At 41.5% G+C, this 17799-nt stretch carries 10 protein-coding genes; all 10 read left to right on the top strand.

Going from position 1 to position 17799, the window contains the following annotated elements; all coding sequences use genetic code 11:
• The first annotated feature begins 519 nt into the window (after positions 1-519).
• The 10 genes from ACT29H_RS04490 to ACT29H_RS04445 all read left to right on the top strand — a co-directional run bounded on the left by ACT29H_RS04490 (position 520) and on the right by ACT29H_RS04445 (position 17560).
• Positions 520-3690: a SusC/RagA family TonB-linked outer membrane protein gene (locus ACT29H_RS04490; RefSeq protein ID WP_444820402.1), complete on the top strand. Its 3171-nt coding sequence runs from the start codon at positions 520-522 to the stop codon at positions 3688-3690.
• 99 nt (positions 3691-3789) lie between these two features.
• Complete coding sequence (locus ACT29H_RS04485; protein ID WP_444820401.1) at positions 3790-5514, top strand: RagB/SusD family nutrient uptake outer membrane protein; 1725 nt, start codon at positions 3790-3792, stop codon at positions 5512-5514.
• 12 nt (positions 5515-5526) lie between these two features.
• Complete coding sequence (locus ACT29H_RS04480) at positions 5527-6696, top strand: glycan-binding surface protein (protein WP_444820400.1); 1170 nt, start codon at positions 5527-5529, stop codon at positions 6694-6696.
• 61 nt (positions 6697-6757) lie between these two features.
• Positions 6758-8857, top strand: coding sequence for a glycan-binding surface protein (locus tag ACT29H_RS04475; protein WP_444820399.1), 2100 nt, complete (start codon positions 6758-6760; stop codon positions 8855-8857).
• A gap of 372 nt (positions 8858-9229) precedes the next feature.
• Positions 9230-10630, top strand: coding sequence for a glycosyl hydrolase (locus tag ACT29H_RS04470; RefSeq protein ID WP_444820398.1), 1401 nt, complete (start codon positions 9230-9232; stop codon positions 10628-10630).
• A 251-nt stretch (positions 10631-10881) separates the two neighbouring features.
• Complete coding sequence (locus tag ACT29H_RS04465; protein WP_444820397.1) at positions 10882-12096, top strand: glycoside hydrolase family 27 protein; 1215 nt, start codon at positions 10882-10884, stop codon at positions 12094-12096.
• Between the two features lie 347 nt (positions 12097-12443).
• Positions 12444-13559: a glycoside hydrolase family 26 protein gene (locus tag ACT29H_RS04460; RefSeq protein WP_444820396.1), complete on the top strand. Its 1116-nt coding sequence runs from the start codon at positions 12444-12446 to the stop codon at positions 13557-13559.
• A 150-nt stretch (positions 13560-13709) separates the two neighbouring features.
• A complete protein-coding gene (locus ACT29H_RS04455) occupies positions 13710-14909 on the top strand; it encodes a glycoside hydrolase family 130 protein (protein WP_444820395.1) in 1200 nt (399 codons plus the stop codon).
• Between the two features lie 2 nt (positions 14910-14911).
• Positions 14912-16147 carry an AGE family epimerase/isomerase gene (locus ACT29H_RS04450; protein ID WP_444820394.1) on the top strand — a complete coding sequence of 412 codons (1236 nt, stop codon included), beginning with the start codon at positions 14912-14914 and terminating at the stop codon, positions 16145-16147.
• Positions 16148-16168: 21 nt separating this feature from the next.
• Positions 16169-17560, top strand: coding sequence for an MFS transporter (locus tag ACT29H_RS04445; RefSeq protein ID WP_444820393.1), 1392 nt, complete (start codon positions 16169-16171; stop codon positions 17558-17560).
• Positions 17561-17799: the final 239 nt, after the last annotated feature.

Below are 17799 nucleotides of genomic sequence, written 5' to 3'. Positions count from 1 at the left end.
TGACTTTTCTGCTTATAATAAACTACATATTAACAACTTAAAAAGGTTCTATAAAAAATCTTTTGGACACTCGTGATTGATTTTTACTAATTGATAAATACTTTTAACTCGTAACCACACCAACAGCCAACCATTAAGTGTCCAGTTTAATGGTTTAAACCCAAAACATAAAAAAAACATTACTCAAACTTAAAGAAAGGTTCTTACATTACATTTTTTCACATTCGATTCGAAATCGAAAACTACATTGCTAAAATTATATCATTAAATAATTCCTATTGATCGGTTGAAAAACGCATTTTCCATATCACTTTACCAAACTGTTTTTTCAGTCTTTTAATTCATTTTACAAAAACACAACTTCATCAAAAAAAAATCACATAAAATAAAAAATTATCAAAAAGCAAAAGAAAATGACAAAATAGTACTAGCCGAATTGTATTTATTAGCATATTTTTGTATACATATTTTAAGTGTATTATGCACACATATGTTAGTTGAATTATTAATATACTTCTTATGAAAAGGAATCTACAATTATTTCTAGCGATGTTTCTTTTTGCCTTTCAACTTATTGCTTTTGGGCAAGAAAAGCTCGTAACGGGAAATGTTATTGATGAAACAGGGACACCATTACCGGGTGTTTCAATAGTAATACAGGGTACAACCTCAGGGACGGTTACCGATATGAATGGTCATTTCACCATAAGATTGAAAGAAGACCAGAATATCCTTAGGTTTTCATTTATTGGATTTAAAAATCAAATAATAGAAGTAGGTAACCAAACCGAGCTCAACATTCAGATGGTACCTCAAACCAGGGCCATCGATGAAGTAGTGGTTATCGGCTACGGCACAATGCGGAAAAGTGATGTAACAGGTTCGGTAAGTTCTGTTTCGGTAGAAGATTTAAAGGAGATTGCAGCATCCAATGTCGATCAAATGTTGCAAGGGCGTCTGGCTGGTGTTCAGGTAACTCAGAATTCAGGTGCCCCCGGAGGAGCTGCCTCTATTCGTATTCGGGGTGCATCATCGATAAACAGCTCCAACGAGCCGTTATACATCATTGATGGAGTTCGCTTTAATGGGGATGGTGACGAAATTGGAGGTTTCAGCTGGGCCGGCGGCTCTAATGGTCAAAACAAGGTGAATCCGCTATCTACCATTTCCCCTTCAGATATTATCTCAATGGATGTATTGAAAGACGCGTCGGCAACAGCCATTTACGGCGCGGCTGGTGCCAATGGCGTCGTCATCATAAACACTAGGCAAGGAGAAAAGGGGTCTGTCAAAATAAACTATAACGGATATTACGCTATCCAGAAACTGGCCAAAAAGTTAGACATGATGAATTTGCGCCAGTATGCTCAGTACCAGAATGAATTAAGTGAATTTACAGGCACTGAAGTGGATGAATATTACAAAGATCCATCCATTCTGGGAACAGGAACCGACTGGCAGGATGAAATATTCAGAGAAGCCCCTATGCAATCGCATCAAATCTCCATATCTGGGGGCAGTGATAACCTTCGGTTTGCAGCAAGTGGTGGATATCTGAATCAAGACGGTATTATCTTTGGATCTGGATTTAAACGTTACAATACCAGATTAAAAGCAGAAGGAAAGGTTAATGACTGGATTTCGATGGGTGGAACCATCGCTTTCTCTCATACAGATGAAATAATAACTCGTCAGGATGGAACCGACGGAGTAATTATGCAGGCCCTAACAATGCAGCCATCCATCCCCGTTTACAATTTCGACGGGACCTATGCAGGACCAAATGATGTGAATGGCGCCTCTCAGTATAATCCCGTCTGGCTCGCCAAAATGCAAAATAACACCTTGGTCAGAAACCGCACTATGGGAAATTTATTTCTGGACTTGGACATCTTGCCTGATTTAAACTTTAGAACAGAATTTGGATACGATATTTCCAACAATAAGAATTTGAGTTTCATCCCTACCTACGATTTTGGACTGATTTCATCGGACCTAAATAAAATGCTTCAAAGAGAGGACCATTCCATTTTTTGGTTATGGAAAAACTTCCTCACCTACACCCACACTTTCGCCGAAAAACACAGCATCAATCTTATGGCCGGGGCAGAAACTTCAAAAAGTGCCTGGGACGGCAACCAACTGATAAAACAAAACTTTTCTACAGATGATATTTATGTAATGACCACAGACGGCGACTTTGTTTCCAATTCCGGTTGGAAAGACGAAGCAACAACCGCCTCTGTATTCGGACGATTAAACTACAATTTTGATGAACGCTATTTAGTGACAGGAACCCTTCGAGCCGATGGTTCTTCCAAATTTGGCTCCAACAACAAATGGGGGTATTTTCCTTCAGCGGCAGTGGCATGGCGAGTATCTCAGGAAGCGTTTATGGAAGATTTAAGTGTCGTCTCCAATCTTAAACTCAGATTGGGATATGGTAAAGTTGGGAATAGTAATATCGGAACTTATCGCTATGGCTCAACCATGTACACAATGTCAACACCCATGGGGACAGCCTATCGATTGTCCAACATTCCTAATCCCAACCTTAAGTGGGAAGCTTCCGAACAGTATAATGCAGGGATTGACCTGGGGCTCTGGGGTGGAAGAATTAGTTTGACTGTTGACCTTTATCAGAAAGAGAGCGAAGACCTCTTAATGCAGGTTTCCATACCCTCTTACCTGGGCGACCAGGATTCTTACAACGGAATCGCTGCCCCCTTTGTAAATATTGGTAAAACGAGAAACAAAGGTTTTGATATTTCTGTAAATACGGTAAACTTTGAAAGGCCTTCATTCCGCTGGATGTCAGACTTTATCATCTCTGTCAACAAAAATGAGGTTGTTGAATTGAATGATGACAGTCAGATTATTTTCGGAAATCTAGATTGGTGGAGCGAATTCCAAACGGCCACAGCCATTATGGTTGGCAAGTCGATGGGCGTTTACTATGGGTACAAGGTAGATCGCTTATTCACAAGTGAACAGGACATACTGGAAGCTCCTGTTCAGGTGGAAGACCCGTCAACACCCAAAGTAAATCTTTACAACCAAAAAACAGGGGTTTATGTAGGCGATATAAAATTCAAAGACCTAAATGGCGATGGATATGTCAATGACAAGGACCAAACCGTTATCGGAGATCCCAACCCTGACTTCACCTTCGGCATCAACAATACTTTCAGCTATAAAAACATTGAATTAGCCATTGGAATTAATGGTTCATACGGAAGCGACATTCTTAATTTTTCCCGATTCAGAACTGAATCCATGACTTCAATCTGGGATAATCAGGCTAAAAGAGTGACCCAAAGGGCCATTGTCGGAAAGGATAGTGAAGGCAATGCTTATCTGACCAATCCTCAAACTACAATTCCACGGCCTGCAACAAATGATTTTAACCGCAACAACAGAATGAGTGACCGATGGATTGAAGATGGAAGCTATCTGAGAATTTCAAACATCAAGCTTGGATATAACATTCCATCCCATATTACTGGCTTTATGGGAATTAGAAGTGCAAAGGTTTATATAACACTACAAAACATTTATACCTGGACCAATTATTCCGGTTATGATCCGGAAGTAGGTGCTTACAATCAGTCTTCTTTATATCAAAATATTGATATGGGACGCTATCCGTCTCCAAGGATATACACATTCGGAGTCAATATTGGATTCTAAGCAAAAATGAACAAAGCATCACAAAACAGTTTTTAAAATACCGATTACTAGATTACAGGCAAATTTCCATGTAATTACCAAAATTTAAAATCCAGACACATGAAAAATATAGCAAAGACATTATTGCTTCTGGGATTTTTACCGGCCATATTCGCTTGTGAGGACTTTCTCACAGTTGATCCGCAGGATTCCCTGGTAGCTGAAAATTACTATATCAGCGAGGCAAGAGTAAGAGCCAATACGGCATCCCTTTATGGGAAAGCTTGGTGGGACTTTCAAAGTCAGTTTATGTGGCTAACCGGTGATCAATTAGCTGGTGATTTGTATTACACTTATGACGCAGAAGGACAGTTTTATTACAACTCAGTAGGTGCCGGAAATACTTTTAATAATAGTGGATGGAATGGACTCTATCGTGTGGTTTCCTTTGCAAACTCCATAATCAATGACATGCCCGGACCTTCAAGAGACAATGGAATTTCTGAAGATGTGATACAGAAAGCTTTGGGCGAAGCACACTTCATGCGTGGCGTCGCCTATTATTACATTGCAGAAAACTGGGGTGAAGCCCCTATCATTGAAAATGCAACTGATCTGATAACTTCGGATAATCCGCAGGACATATATGTAAATAAAAACACCCAATCCAACCTTTACCGATTCATTTGTGAAGACTTGGAATTTGCGGCCTCAGTTCTGCCCGCAGAAGATCCTGATCCAGGCCGCGTCACCAAATGGTCTGCACTGGGTATGTTGGCCAAAGTGTATATCACGAGAGGTGCTTATGAATCTAGCTCTGAATACTTTACCAAAGCTAAAGAATATGCCCGCCAGGTAATTGAGGATTCAGGGCTGGAACTCTACAGCGATTATTCTACCATGTTTGATGTTGTTGCGGACAATAGTGACGAATCCTTGTTCTCAATCCAATGTATGGTTGGAGAATATGGAGATGGAAATTCAAGAAATGTGAATTGGAGCAGGAGCGCCAGAATTGCAGACCAGACTTGGGGTGCAGGGAAGGGCCCAACCATTTCACTACAGCAACTTTATGAAGAACATCCCAATGATGACAGAAGGAAATGGGTTTACATGACCAACGGCGATTATTATCCCAATCTTGCTGTCGACGAAGGTGGATACACATATCAGTTTTCCTACAGAGATCCTGACGATCTGGAAACTCAGGTGGAAAGCCCCAACGAAATGCTGGCTCATATAAAAAAATATATCATTGGCAAAGCCTCTGACAATGGAGGACAAGTAGGACAAAACCAGGATGCTGCAAATGATGTTTACATCCTTCGACTGTCCGATGTATATTTCCTCTATGCAGAGGCCACCATGGGACTCAACAATGAAACTTCCGATTCTAAAGCTCTTGAATTTATCAACCAAGTGCTGGCAAGAGGAAATGCCGGATATGAAGTTGAGGCGCCGCTTTCATATTTAGACCTGCTTAAAGAACGTAGAAAAGAATTTGCCTTCGAAGGATCTTCATGGTACGACATAAAACGATATTACTATCGGGATCCCGATGCTGCATTGCAATATCTGAATGACATGGAGCGGGATCGCGTTTACCGGTTTGATTACAACACTTACAATTTGGATGAAGTAAGCATCGAAGAAAGATATGAACTTGAAAATTCACGCGACAGTTATGTATTCGGTTGGGAAACTACTGAAAACGGAGAATGGGATGGAGAACGCGTTGAAAATATCTCATTTTCTCATGCTTCTATGTATCTGAGTTTGCCAGCTGAGGTAACAACCAAAGCGCCCATATTGCTAGAACCCGCAGTGAACTATTATAACGAATAAAATAGAATTGCCATGAAAAATATTATCAGGATAATCATATTTGCATTTATATCCGTCATTGTCTGTGTTTCCTGCGAAAACGATGACAACAATAAGGTGCCGAAAATAAAATACATTCGTCCTGTTGATGCCCTAAAATCAGATTCTTTGCTCGCATCTGCCTCAATGGGCCAAACTATTGCCATCATTGGCAGTGATCTGGAACAAGTAGTAACCATCATATTTAATGATGTTGAAGCCAAACTTAATCCCGTCTATGTAACAGATCAGTCTATTATTGTCACGATCCCGAGCACCATCCCTGAAGAGATAAGCAACAGCATTACTTTTCTCACATCTTCGGGCAATCAGGTGGTTTATGATTTCGAGATAAGTATTCCCTCTCCTCAAATTTCATCCATCTCTTGCGAGTGGGCTCCTGAAGGAAGCGTTGCAACACTATACGGATCTTATTTTTTCCCCACAGCAGATGGTTCGATAAACGTCGTGTTCCCCGGAAATATTCAGGCCGATGTGTTGGAATTTGACTCTGAGGGCATAATATTCACAGTTCCATCCGGAGTGGTAAAAGGATCAATTACCGTAACCAATGATTTTGGAACAGGAAGATCGGAATTTATTTACAAGGATGACACAGGAATTTTTATCAATGGAGAAAACCCAACGGAGTGGAACGGATGGAACTTGTCCGATTTTGGAACTGAGAATGGAATTGACGGGACCTATCTCAAGTTTGAAGGAACCACCGGATCATGGGCTTGGCCGGCAAATGCATTGCAGCTATTCTATATTAATCCTACCGGTGAACCACTTGTGTCGGAAGGAGAAGTAGATGATTACGCTTTGAAATTTGAATTTATTTCTTTCGAGTGGCATGATACTCCCCTCCTAATGTGGTTTGGCGACCATAATGTGGACGGCGACTATGCGCAATACCATTGGAAACCTTATTTAACAAATGGAGTTGCCTCAAATTATACCACAGATGGATGGATTACGGTAACGTTACCATTATCTGACTTTAAATATGATAAGGAAGAATCTACCGATACCCGAAAAATCGGGAGTATAAATGATCTGGTTGATTTCAACTTAATGTGGTTCGGAGCAGTCGATGAGACGACCACTGAATTCGGATTGAAAGTCTGGATCGACAATATTCGACTGGTAAAAATTGATTAAATAACTATACCTTAAACAAAACATTAGGGATTAATTGCCAATACCATTAAAATTTGGACTCATGAGAAGAAAAATATTATACCCAATTATCATTGCACTCACCTGGGTCGCCTTATCAGGGATACTTTTATCATCCTGTGATGACAACGATGAATCAGGTGTTGTCAGACTTGATGCCTTCGGGCCAACCCCTGTGCTCAGGGGAAGCGACATTAGTTTTATTGGGGCAAATTTGAATCGGATTAACTCCATTATTATCCCCAATAACATTGAAATCACCGACATTGAAGTAATCAGTTCTTCTGAGATAAAAATAACTGTACCTCAGAATGCCGAGGTAGGAAAAATCATTCTCAATTACGATGGTGGAAGCATTACAACCAAAACGCTTCTTGGATTTTCCGAACCTTATGAAATAACTTCGGTCTCACCCGCTGACCGAACTGTCAGGCCGGGAGAAGAAATTTCCATAAAAGGAGATTATCTCAACAACATTGTTTCTGTCATTTTTCCAATGGATGTGGTAGTTGATTCGGCCTCTTTTATATCTCAATCCAGGGAAGAAATTGTATTATCTCTTCCTCAGGAAGCCAGATCGGGAAAAATCATTGTTCAGGATGCAGAAGGAAATCAATTATATTCCGATGATGAATTGTCAGTAGCGCTGCCTACAATCAGCAGATTTGTACATAGTGAAATAAAGGCCGGAAAAAATCTGGAAATTGAAGGAGAAAACCTTGATTTGGTACAAACAGTTGTTTTTTCAGGAGGTGCTTCTGTCTCTGTCGATGATTTTGTGGATATTCTACAGGATAAAGTAACTATACCAACCCCTTTAGAAATTCAGGATGGGACCGTCTCTGTAATTTCCTATTCATCGATTACCATTGAGAGCTCAGAAAGTATTACCACCACCTTACCTATTATTACTTCCGTTGAGCCTGAAACCATATTTAAATCAGGATTAAATGTAATCATTAAAGGAAACGATTTGGAAATCGTAACTTCTGTGGAATTTTTTGGCGCAGAACCTGTTTCTGAATTCACCTATGTTTCAGAAGATCTGGAAAGCATTACAGTTAAAGTTCCGGATGAGGTGGTTGACGGACCAATAACCATTCACCTGAGTACCGCAAAAACAATCGAAACGGAAGCAGTTACCTTTGTTAAACCGGAAGTTGTTTCATTGAATCCAACGACTATCGTTTCCGGAAATATGCTGCTAATAAATGGAACGCATCTGGATCTGGTTTCTGACGTTGCGATTGGGAATGAAAGTGTCAATATTCTTTCCCAATCCGAATCAGCCATTGAAGTGATGGTTCCCTATGATTTATTCGGCATGGGATTGGATATCTCATTTACAAATATTAACGGAACCTCTTTTCCGGTCGCTTCCATCGATGTCACAGAAACAACATTAGCCTATATAACCAAAATGGACGCTTCCACAGAACCGGGATCAACCCTTACTATTGAAGGAAGAAATTTTGTAACCCTAACAGGCATAACATTGGGGAATACTGCCTGCGAATACGCAGTAAGTAGCAGTGGTGAAACGCTGTTTCTGGTTATTCCCTCAAACGTATCCATTGGGATTCTCGATCTAAAATTAACTTCTGATGACGGCATCGTAACAGTATCTCTGGATGTTATCAACAGTGGTCCGGATCCAATCCTTCCTTCAACTATTATTGTTAATGACTATGAACCCCATGGGGAACATGATGCAAGCTGGGACCTCAGTTGGAGCGGCAATACCGAAATAGTGGAAGAAGATGGAAACAGTTACCTGCGAGTCACCGACAATCTGGGTGCTGATTCATGGATTATCAACTGTAATCATCAGAGCAATGGTGCCCCCGCCCCTGTTATCAACAACATTGAAAATTATGTATTGAAACTGGATGTAAAAATCGAAGATGGAGTGACCGGTGCTGAAAATGGCGCTTTCCAGTTTATCTTTGGCGATCAATGGAACTGGTATGGGGAAGGGTTACTACCAGCTTCTACCGGTGGGCAATGGATGACCATTTCAATACCTGTTGATATATTTGGCCTTACGGGCACACTAGATATGTCTTCCGGCACCAATGGTTTATTCGGAGGTCCTGTCCCGGCCGGTGTTTCCTTTGACAATCTAAGGTTCGACCTTAAATAGAATGCCTGTGCCGTAATCAGGCTGGTCCGTAAGTATTAAAGGAATATCGGGAAGAAACCGAAAAAACGGAATAAGTATCGCCATGCCGGTGGTGCTACCCAGTTGTTACAGGATAACGGCATTAAACCTCCGAAAAAATCAACAAGATGATACAATTGGTTACCGGTTGGCTGTCCGACGGACATGCCAATCGGAACTTACATACTAAAATGCTTTTTGAGCATATAATAAGAACTTCGTAATTTTCAAATGCACCAAACCTTGTCCTATTGGCATCAGGGAAAGTGGATACAAGCTCAACAATGCGATTCCCCCACCTTTCACAAGTATTAAAATACTGTGGGAACAACAGCTTAAACAAAAATTCTTCTTATGGTAAAGTGGGTTCTGATTTTTTGCACATTTTTATTATTCTTTTTGTCCGGGTGCGGAGAGGATAACAATGAAAACGTTGATAAAGACACAACAGAAGCTCCAGCATTAACCTCATCTATCCCTTCAGATCAGGAAAAAGATGTGGATTACAAACTACAATTTCTTAAACTGTATTTTGATCGTGACATACTCCTAATTAAAGCTTCGAGAATTTTGTTGAACGAAGAAGGCGTCTCCAATGCCAGCGTGGATGGCAACACGTTAACCATCGAGGTGAATTCACTAACGCCTGAAACTGAATATCAGCTTCTCATTCAACCACTAGCGATTAAAACAGTCAATGGAGGGGTCAATAGTGAGGAAATCGTCATTTCATTTGTAACGGGTGAAAAACAAGAAGTGACGATAACCCCGACACTTTCTGTCACGAGCCCTTCTCCCGAAGCCCAAAATGTTTACAATTTCCTTAAAGCAAGTTATGGGATATCCCTTATTTCTTCCACTATGGCCAACGTGAATTGGAACATTAATGAAGCAGAATGGGTAAGATTACACACAGGGAAATATCCCGCCATGGCCAACTTTGATTATATCCATTTACCTTATTCACCAGCCAATTGGATTGATTACTCCAACACGACTGTCGTGGAAGAGTGGTGGCAAAACAATGGTCTGGTAGGTGCCTGCTGGCACTGGTTGGTACCCAAAACTGAAGGTGCCACGGAATATACCTATCGTTCCGCCGAAACGTCTTTCCGTGCAGCCAATGCCACTGTTAATGGAACATGGGAAAACGATGTGGTAAAAGCCGACCTAAACAAAATTGCCGGGTACTTAAAACTTCTCAGAGACAAGAACATACCGATAATCTGGCGCCCTCTTCATGAAGCGTCCGGAAATATTTATGAATATGATGGCGGTACTGCCTGGTTTTGGTGGGGATATGACGGCGCAGAGGCTTTTAAAAACTTATGGATCTATATGTTTGAGTTCTTTGAAGAGCAGGGATTGAACAATCTCATCTGGGTTTGGACTACACAAACCAACGATGAGGCTTTTTATCCCGGCGATGACTATGTAGATATCATCGGCAGAGATATTTACAATGAATCTGATGCTTCGTTTATAACCTCACAATTTGAATCCATTCAAACCGCTTTCCCCAATAAAATCATAACGTTAAGTGAAATGGGAGGCGTACCGGACATCTCTGACCAATGGGCAGCTATGGCCAAATGGTCATGGTTTATGCCATGGTACGATTATGAGCGGACCAATGATCCCAATGGTGCAAAATTTAACGAGACGGATCATGAATTTGCCGATATCGCATGGTGGCAAAATGCTTTCAATCATGATGCTGTAATTTCCAGAGATGAAATGCCTAACTTAAAATAACAGTAAAGGGATAAAACAGTATTGGCTATAGTTCATGTCCTGAATCTTACACCTTTTGGATCGAGGTATGACAGTCAGAAAAATTTCTCTGTCGCTTCGCCCAAAATAACAAGGAATTCCCTCGAAAAAACGCGAAACCGATAAATAATATAAACAAATGGAAAAATCGTACTTGTGACAAAAAATAAAAGTCCTGTATTTAGTGGACCGTCATTTCGAAGGTTCCGTCTTTTTAATAAAATTTCTGCAATATGATTTCAAAAACGAGCAAACTTGGAATCCTAATCTTTCTATCCGGATTCTTCATTCAAGCCCAAAAATTTGAGGAGTTGGCACTTACTCCTCCGATGGGCTGGAATAGCTGGAATAAATTTGGCTGCCAGGTGAACGAAGCATTGATTCGTAGCATTGCAGATGCCATGGTAGAAAGCGGCATGAAAGATGCCGGCTATGAATATATAGTGATAGACGACTGCTGGCATGGAGGTCGCGACAGCCAGGGGTTCATTTATCCCGATTCCTCCAAATTCCCAAACGGGATGAAAGCACTTGCCGACTACGTTCATCGTAAAGGATTGAAACTGGGTATATACTCCGATGCAGGGACAAAAACATGTGCCGGATATCCGGGTAGTAGGGGTTTCGAATATCAGGATGCGCTTCAGTATGCCCAATGGGGTATTGATTACTTAAAGTATGACTGGTGCAATACGGAAAACATCAATCCCATCGGGGCTTATTCTACCATGAGAGATGCTCTTTACAAAGCAGGTCGCCCCGTTCTTTTCAGTATGTGTGAATGGGGCACCAGCAAACCATGGAAGTGGGCCAATGACATTGCCCACATGTGGCGAACCACAGGAGATATCTTTGTTTGCTGGGATTGTAAACATGACCACGGCGGATGGTACTCCTGGGGTGTCATGAAAATTCTGGACATGCAGGATGGATTACGCCAATATGCCGGACCGGGACATTGGAACGATCCGGATATGCTGGAAGTAGGTAACGGTTTGTCGGTAAATGAAGATCGTGCGCACTTTTCCATGTGGGCCATGTTGGCGGCACCGCTAATTGCCGGTAACGATCTGAGAAATATGTCGAAAGAGACCATAGAAATTCTAACCAATCAGGAAGTTATTGCAGTAAATCAAGATTCTCTTGGAATTCAGGGGTTCAAATATAATAACCTTGACAGTCTGGAAGTCTGGTTCAAACCATTAAGCCATGATGAATGGGCCGTTTGCTTCCTTAACAGAAGGGATCAACCGGCAGTGATAGAATTTGAATGGAAAAAGGAGAATGTAGTGGATGAAATCTTTGGTTTCGAAACCGCATTTAATGAAAAACCCTATAGCATACGTAATCTATGGACTAAAAAAAATATTGGCAAAACAAAAAAGGCGTTCAATGCGACGGTGCCTCCACATGATGTTATTATGCTGAGACTAACCCCATTGAAATAAAGATCAAATCCTTTTTATCTATTGATTAAAACGGAATAGACCGATCAATATCACATATTCACTCCAGTTTGGATCTGTGATCATTTTAGCTGGCAGAAATATTTATTGGCAAGTTATTCTAAGGGAATATAAATGAAACGAGCATGACAACGTAGAGTCGTCACAACAAGAACATGTATAAGCTGAGGTCATGCGAGTTCCATTCGGCCAATGAGTTAAATTAATTTTATACGGATGAAAAAATAGATGACACGAGCATGACAATGTAGGCTTATTATAAAAGAAATTGAATGAGACTGTGTCATGTGAATTTCTTTAGAGCAACATCTTAGATAAATTTTATACGGATGAAAAGAATTATCATTACATTATTGACCGGGAGCTTAATGCTTGCCTGTGGTGCCGGAAAATCTTCCGAAGCAAAAAAACACGCTGCAGCCACTTTATATGAACAATTAAAATCCATTGGCAACAATGGTGTCCTATTTGGGCATCAGGACGATCTGGCCTATGGCATTGGCTGGAAATATGAAGAAGGACGGTCCGACACTTACGAAACGGCCGGTGATTATCCGGCTCTCTTTGGATGGGAGCTGGGAGGAATAGAACTTGACAGGCCTGTAAATTTGGATAGCATACCTTTCCATTTAATGCGGCATCTCGCTGTTAAAGGTTATAATATGGGAGGTGTCCTAACCTTCAGCTGGCACCCTTTCAGCCCGCTCGACTCCACAAAAAATGCATGGACCACCGATACCGAAGTTGTAAAGCATATTCTTCCCGGTGGCAGTCATCATCAAATTTTTAAACAATATCTTGATAGGGTCGCCGACTTTCTGGCCTCACTTCAAACCAACGAAGGCATTCCCGTTCCTTTCATTTTCCGCCCATGGCACGAAATGGATGGTGACTGGTTCTGGTGGGGAAGTTCTTTGTGTTCGCCCGAAGAGTTTAAACAACTGTTCCGATTTACCATAGAATACCTACGCAACCAAAAAGGACTTGATTTCCTATCGGCCTACTCACCAGACAACCGCTTCAACACAGAAGAAGAATACCTGACCTGGTATCCCGGAAACGATGTGGTGGACATTATCGGCGTGGATAATTACGGAGATTTTCGTGTCGGCACGGAAAATATCGAAGCCGCCAGTCACAAACTTGAAATTGTGGTCAGATACGCCGAAAAAACCGGCAAAGTGGCTGCATTTACCGAATCCGGCCTGGATAAAATGACCGATTTGAAGTGGTTCACACAAAAACTTGGGAGATCAATCTTTTCCGGAAAAGAAGCCGGTAAAATAGCCTACGTAATGCTTTGGAGAAATGCCGACACCACCCACTTTTTTAGCACTTACCCGGAACACCCTTCCGCCACCGATTTCAAAGCATTTGTTCGCAATGAAAAGGTATGGTTACTGAAGGATTGGAATCAATTTAAACAAAAAAACAACCTTGATTAACCTCATTACGCCTGGTGGAAAAACAGAAAAGATTTGATCAAGTATTTTAATCAATATGAAAAAACAGCGGCACTCGTGCTGCAAATATCCTTCTCGAACCCCTTATAATCTTATTTCTAACATCTAATCATATATCCATCTACAAATTGTATGGCTGTGAAGAATAAACTGTTTAATGAACGATTTGAGACAATATCACTGGAACTTGGAAAACTTCTTGCCAGATCAAATGAACCCTTGTTTAGTACCAATGGCATATACAATCGATATAAATATCCGGTGCTGACCAGAGATCACATCCCCCTTCACTGGCGATTTGATATGAACCCCGACACCAATCCCTTTTTTATGGAACGCATCGGGTTCAATGCGACCTTTAATGCCGGCGCCATCAAATGGAAAGATAAGTACCTACTGGCAGTAAGAGTTGAGGGAAACGACCGCAAATCATTTTTTGCCATAGCCGAAAGTCCCAATGGCATTGATAATTTCCGCTTTTGGGATCGCCCCATCACCTTACCTCAAAATGAAGATCCGGACATAAACGTTTACGACATGCGTCTTACCCGTCATGATGACGGATTTATTTACGGTGTATTTTGCACTGAGCGAAAAGACCCCAACGCACCGGAAGGCGACACAAGCAGTGCGGTGGCATCGGCCGGTATTGCCAGAACCCTCGATCTGGTTACATGGGAACGTCTCCCCGACCTCATCTCAACCAGTGGTCAGCAACGTAACGTGGTATTATTCCCTCACAAAATCGATGGCAAATATGCCTTTTATACCCGGCCTCAGGATGGCTTTATTGACACCGGGAAGGGCGGCGGCATTGGCTTTGGATTGGCCGACAACATTGAACAGGCTGCCATTAAAGAAGAGATTATTGTTGACCCCAAACGGTATCACACAATATATGAAATGAAAAACGGTTTAGGACCGGCTCCCCTCAAAACTGATAAAGGATGGCTTCAACTGGCTCATGGTGTCCGATATACAGCCGCCGGGTTGAGATATACCCTTTACCTCTTTATGACCGATTTGGAAAAACCTTGGATCGTCACGCACAAACCTGCAGGACATTTTATGAGCCCCCTCAAAGAAGAACGTATCGGCGACGTTTCTAACGTTCTTTTTTCCAGCGGATGGATTGCCGATGAAGATGGAACAGTTTTCATCTATTATGCCTCGTCCGATACGCGGCTACATGTGGCTACTTCTACCATCGATCAACTGGTCGATTATTGCATCCACACCCCTCAGGACAAATATCACAGTGCCGGTTCTGTTGAAACCATCAACAACCTGATAGACAGAAATAAGGCCTTTTTAAAATCCCAAAGCAAGTAACTATGATGGTAGAAAAAGAACAATTACTCAACGAGCTTAACGAGGAGTTAAAAAACATTCTTCATTTCTGGCAAACCCACACAATCGACCATCACTTTGGAGGCTTTGCAGGAACAGTGGATGCCAATGGGAACATGGTGGAAGGCACTGATAAAAGTCTGGTTTTGAATGCCCGTATTCTATGGACCTTTTCAGCTGCTTACAATTTCTTGGGTGATCGCCATTATCTGGAGCTGGCACATCGTGCGTACGATTACCTGATCCATCATTTTTTGGACAAAAAACATGGTGGTCTGTTTTGGTCCGTTGATTTCAAAGGCCAAGTGGTTCATCCCCGCAAACAGATTTATGGCCAAGGGTTTGGCATCTATGCTTTTTCTGAATATTTTAAAGCTTCCGGCCAACGTGAAAGTCTGGATATGGCCATCCAGTTGTTCGATTTAATTGAAAAATACAGTTTTGACCCCCAATATGGTGGATATCTGGAAGCACTTTCGCGCGAATGGGAACCGTTGAAAGATATGAGATTAAGCTCAAAAGATGCCAATTCCCCTAAAAGTATGAATACCCATCTCCACCTTTTGGAGCCTTATTCCAACCTATTCAAGGTTTGGCCCACCATTGAATTAAAAAATAAAATGACAGATCTGGTAAGAATATTTCTCGACAAGATATTAGATCACCAATCCTGTCATTTTAATCTGTTTTTCAACCATGACTGGAAGGTAGAGTCCAACATTGTTTCTTTCGGACACGATATTGAAGGCGCTTGGCTCATAAATGAGGCAGCAAAATTGATAGGGAATAAAGAACTAATGGCCGAATCCCGTCAGAAAACATTACAAATGGTGAATGCAGTTGTAAGAGAAGGTTTAGCCTCTGATTTTTCAATCTATTATGAATATATCCCCCAAGATAACCAATGGATCAGAGAGCGCCATTGGTGGGTACAGGCCGAGGCGATGGTTGGACTGCTGGATGCTTTTGAACACTCCGAAATTCAAGATTATTTTAACCTTTTTCTGAAAATATGGCAATACATCCAACAGAATGTGATTGACCATGAACAGGGTGAATGGCATGAGTTAATCAACGATAGAGGTCTTGCAATCCCTTCCGAAATAAAGGCGGGATTTTGGAAATGTCCCTATCATAATACCAGATCGTTAATAGAGAGTATTCAGCGATTAAGACGCATTTATGCATCGGACCCCATCGCTGTCAATTTAAGCAAGTAAGATTCAAAAGATTTATAAAATATGAACCCTTCTATCATCAGATTGAGAGAAAAAATCGGGTACGGCTTTGGTGATGCTGCCTCATCCATGTATTGGAAAATATTTACTTTTTATTTGGCCATCTTTTACACCGATGTTTTCGGAATCCCCGCTGCCGCAGTAGGCACAATGTTTCTGGTCACTCGTATATGGGATACTGCCAACGACCCCATCATGGGTATTATTGGAGATCGTACCAATACCCGTTGGGGCAAGTTCCGTCCCTGGCTTCTCTGGATGGCCGCACCTTTTGCCCTTATCGGGGTTCTCTTATTTTCAGCCCCTGATTTCAGTGTAAACGGTAAGATTGCCTATGCTTATATTACCTATACCCTCATGATGATGGCTTATACCGCTATCAACGTCCCTTATGCAAGTCTACTGGGGGTCATGACCGCCGACCCCGACCAACGGACCACCTTTGCCTCCTATCGCATGGTCTTCGCATTTGCCGGTAGTCTTCTGGTGGTTGCCATCTATCAACCGTTGGTCGACTTCTTCGACAAAACCATTAACGTCAATACCGAAGTTGCCTATCAACTTACCATGACCATTATCGGCCTTATTGCTGTAATTTTCTTTCTAATGACTTTTTCCTGGACCAGAGAGCGAATAACCCCTCCCAAAAACCAGAAAAACAGCCTAAAAGAAGACCTAAAAAACCTTTTTGGTAATATTCCATGGTTTATCGTTCTGGGCGCAGGAGTAATGACTTTGATTTTTAATTCTGTCCGCGACGGAGTGGCCATGTACTACTTCAAGTACTATATTATCGATGAAACGGCCCTATCCATCTCATCAGCAACCTTTACCTATAGCACACTATACTTTTTTCTGGGCCAGGCAGCCAATATGATAGGAGTAATGATGGCCAAACCGGTTTCGGCAAGCATCGGGAAAAAAAGAACTTTTATTTATGCCATGTTTATGGCGGCCTTCTTCAGTGCTTTGTTTTATTTCTGTAATCGCGAAAACTATCTTTTAATCTATCTTCTTCAGGCATTGATCAGCTTTTGTGCTGGCATCATTTTCCCATTAATGTGGTCAATGTATGCTGATGCGGCTGACTACTCACAATACAAGACCGGGCGTAGAGCCACCGGACTGATCTTTTCAGCCTCCAGCATGTCGCAAAAACTAGGTTGGACCTTGGGCGGTGCGGTTACCATGTGGCTCCTGGCCTTTTTTGGATTTAGGGCCAATATGGAACAAACACCCGAAACCTTAATAGGAATCAGATATATGATTAGTTTCTTCCCGGCAATTGCAGCCCTAATTTCTGGGGTGATTATGATTTTTTATCAACTAAGCGACACCAAAATGAAAGAAATAATGACAGAACTCGAAAAAAGACGTCGTCAGGAAGAAGCCTGATTGAAATACCTAAACTATTGATCGAATGGAATCAGCATGGCACAGCCTTTTATGCATGGTCTTCTTGCGGCAATTGTTGCCATGCTCGTTTCATTCGCAAATTTCATTTAAGCTATTGGCCGAATGGAATTCGCATCGCTAAGTTTTATAGATTCTCTTATAGGACTAACCTTTTGAAAACAGGAAAGTAAAAACACCTTTGGTATTCTTCCTAATCCACTCTCAACGATTCACTAATG

Source organism: Thermophagus sp. OGC60D27, from assembly GCF_052400625.1.
In the GTDB taxonomy this organism is placed as follows: Bacteria; Bacteroidota; Bacteroidia; order Bacteroidales; family Marinilabiliaceae; genus Thermophagus.
This window is presented reverse-complemented; position numbering and strand designations above follow the sequence as displayed.

What these genes read in the sequence shown, in the direction of transcription:
- ACT29H_RS04470 (WP_444820398.1), top strand. Translation starts at nt 9,230, where the DNA reads ATGGTAAAGTGGGTTCTGATTTTTTGCACATTTTTATTATTCTTTTTG.
- ACT29H_RS04460 (WP_444820396.1), top strand. Translation starts at nt 12,444, where the DNA reads ATGAAAAGAATTATCATTACATTATTGACCGGGAGCTTAATGCTTGCC.
- ACT29H_RS04455 (WP_444820395.1), top strand. Translation starts at nt 13,710, where the DNA reads ATGGCTGTGAAGAATAAACTGTTTAATGAACGATTTGAGACAATATCA.
- ACT29H_RS04485 (WP_444820401.1), top strand. Translation starts at nt 3,790, where the DNA reads ATGAAAAATATAGCAAAGACATTATTGCTTCTGGGATTTTTACCGGCC.
- ACT29H_RS04450 (WP_444820394.1), top strand. Translation starts at nt 14,912, where the DNA reads ATGATGGTAGAAAAAGAACAATTACTCAACGAGCTTAACGAGGAGTTA.
- ACT29H_RS04445 (WP_444820393.1), top strand. Translation starts at nt 16,169, where the DNA reads ATGAACCCTTCTATCATCAGATTGAGAGAAAAAATCGGGTACGGCTTT.
- ACT29H_RS04465 (WP_444820397.1), top strand. Translation starts at nt 10,882, where the DNA reads ATGATTTCAAAAACGAGCAAACTTGGAATCCTAATCTTTCTATCCGGA.
- ACT29H_RS04475 (WP_444820399.1), top strand. Translation starts at nt 6,758, where the DNA reads ATGAGAAGAAAAATATTATACCCAATTATCATTGCACTCACCTGGGTC.
- ACT29H_RS04480 (WP_444820400.1), top strand. Translation starts at nt 5,527, where the DNA reads ATGAAAAATATTATCAGGATAATCATATTTGCATTTATATCCGTCATT.
- ACT29H_RS04490 (WP_444820402.1), top strand. Translation starts at nt 520, where the DNA reads ATGAAAAGGAATCTACAATTATTTCTAGCGATGTTTCTTTTTGCCTTT.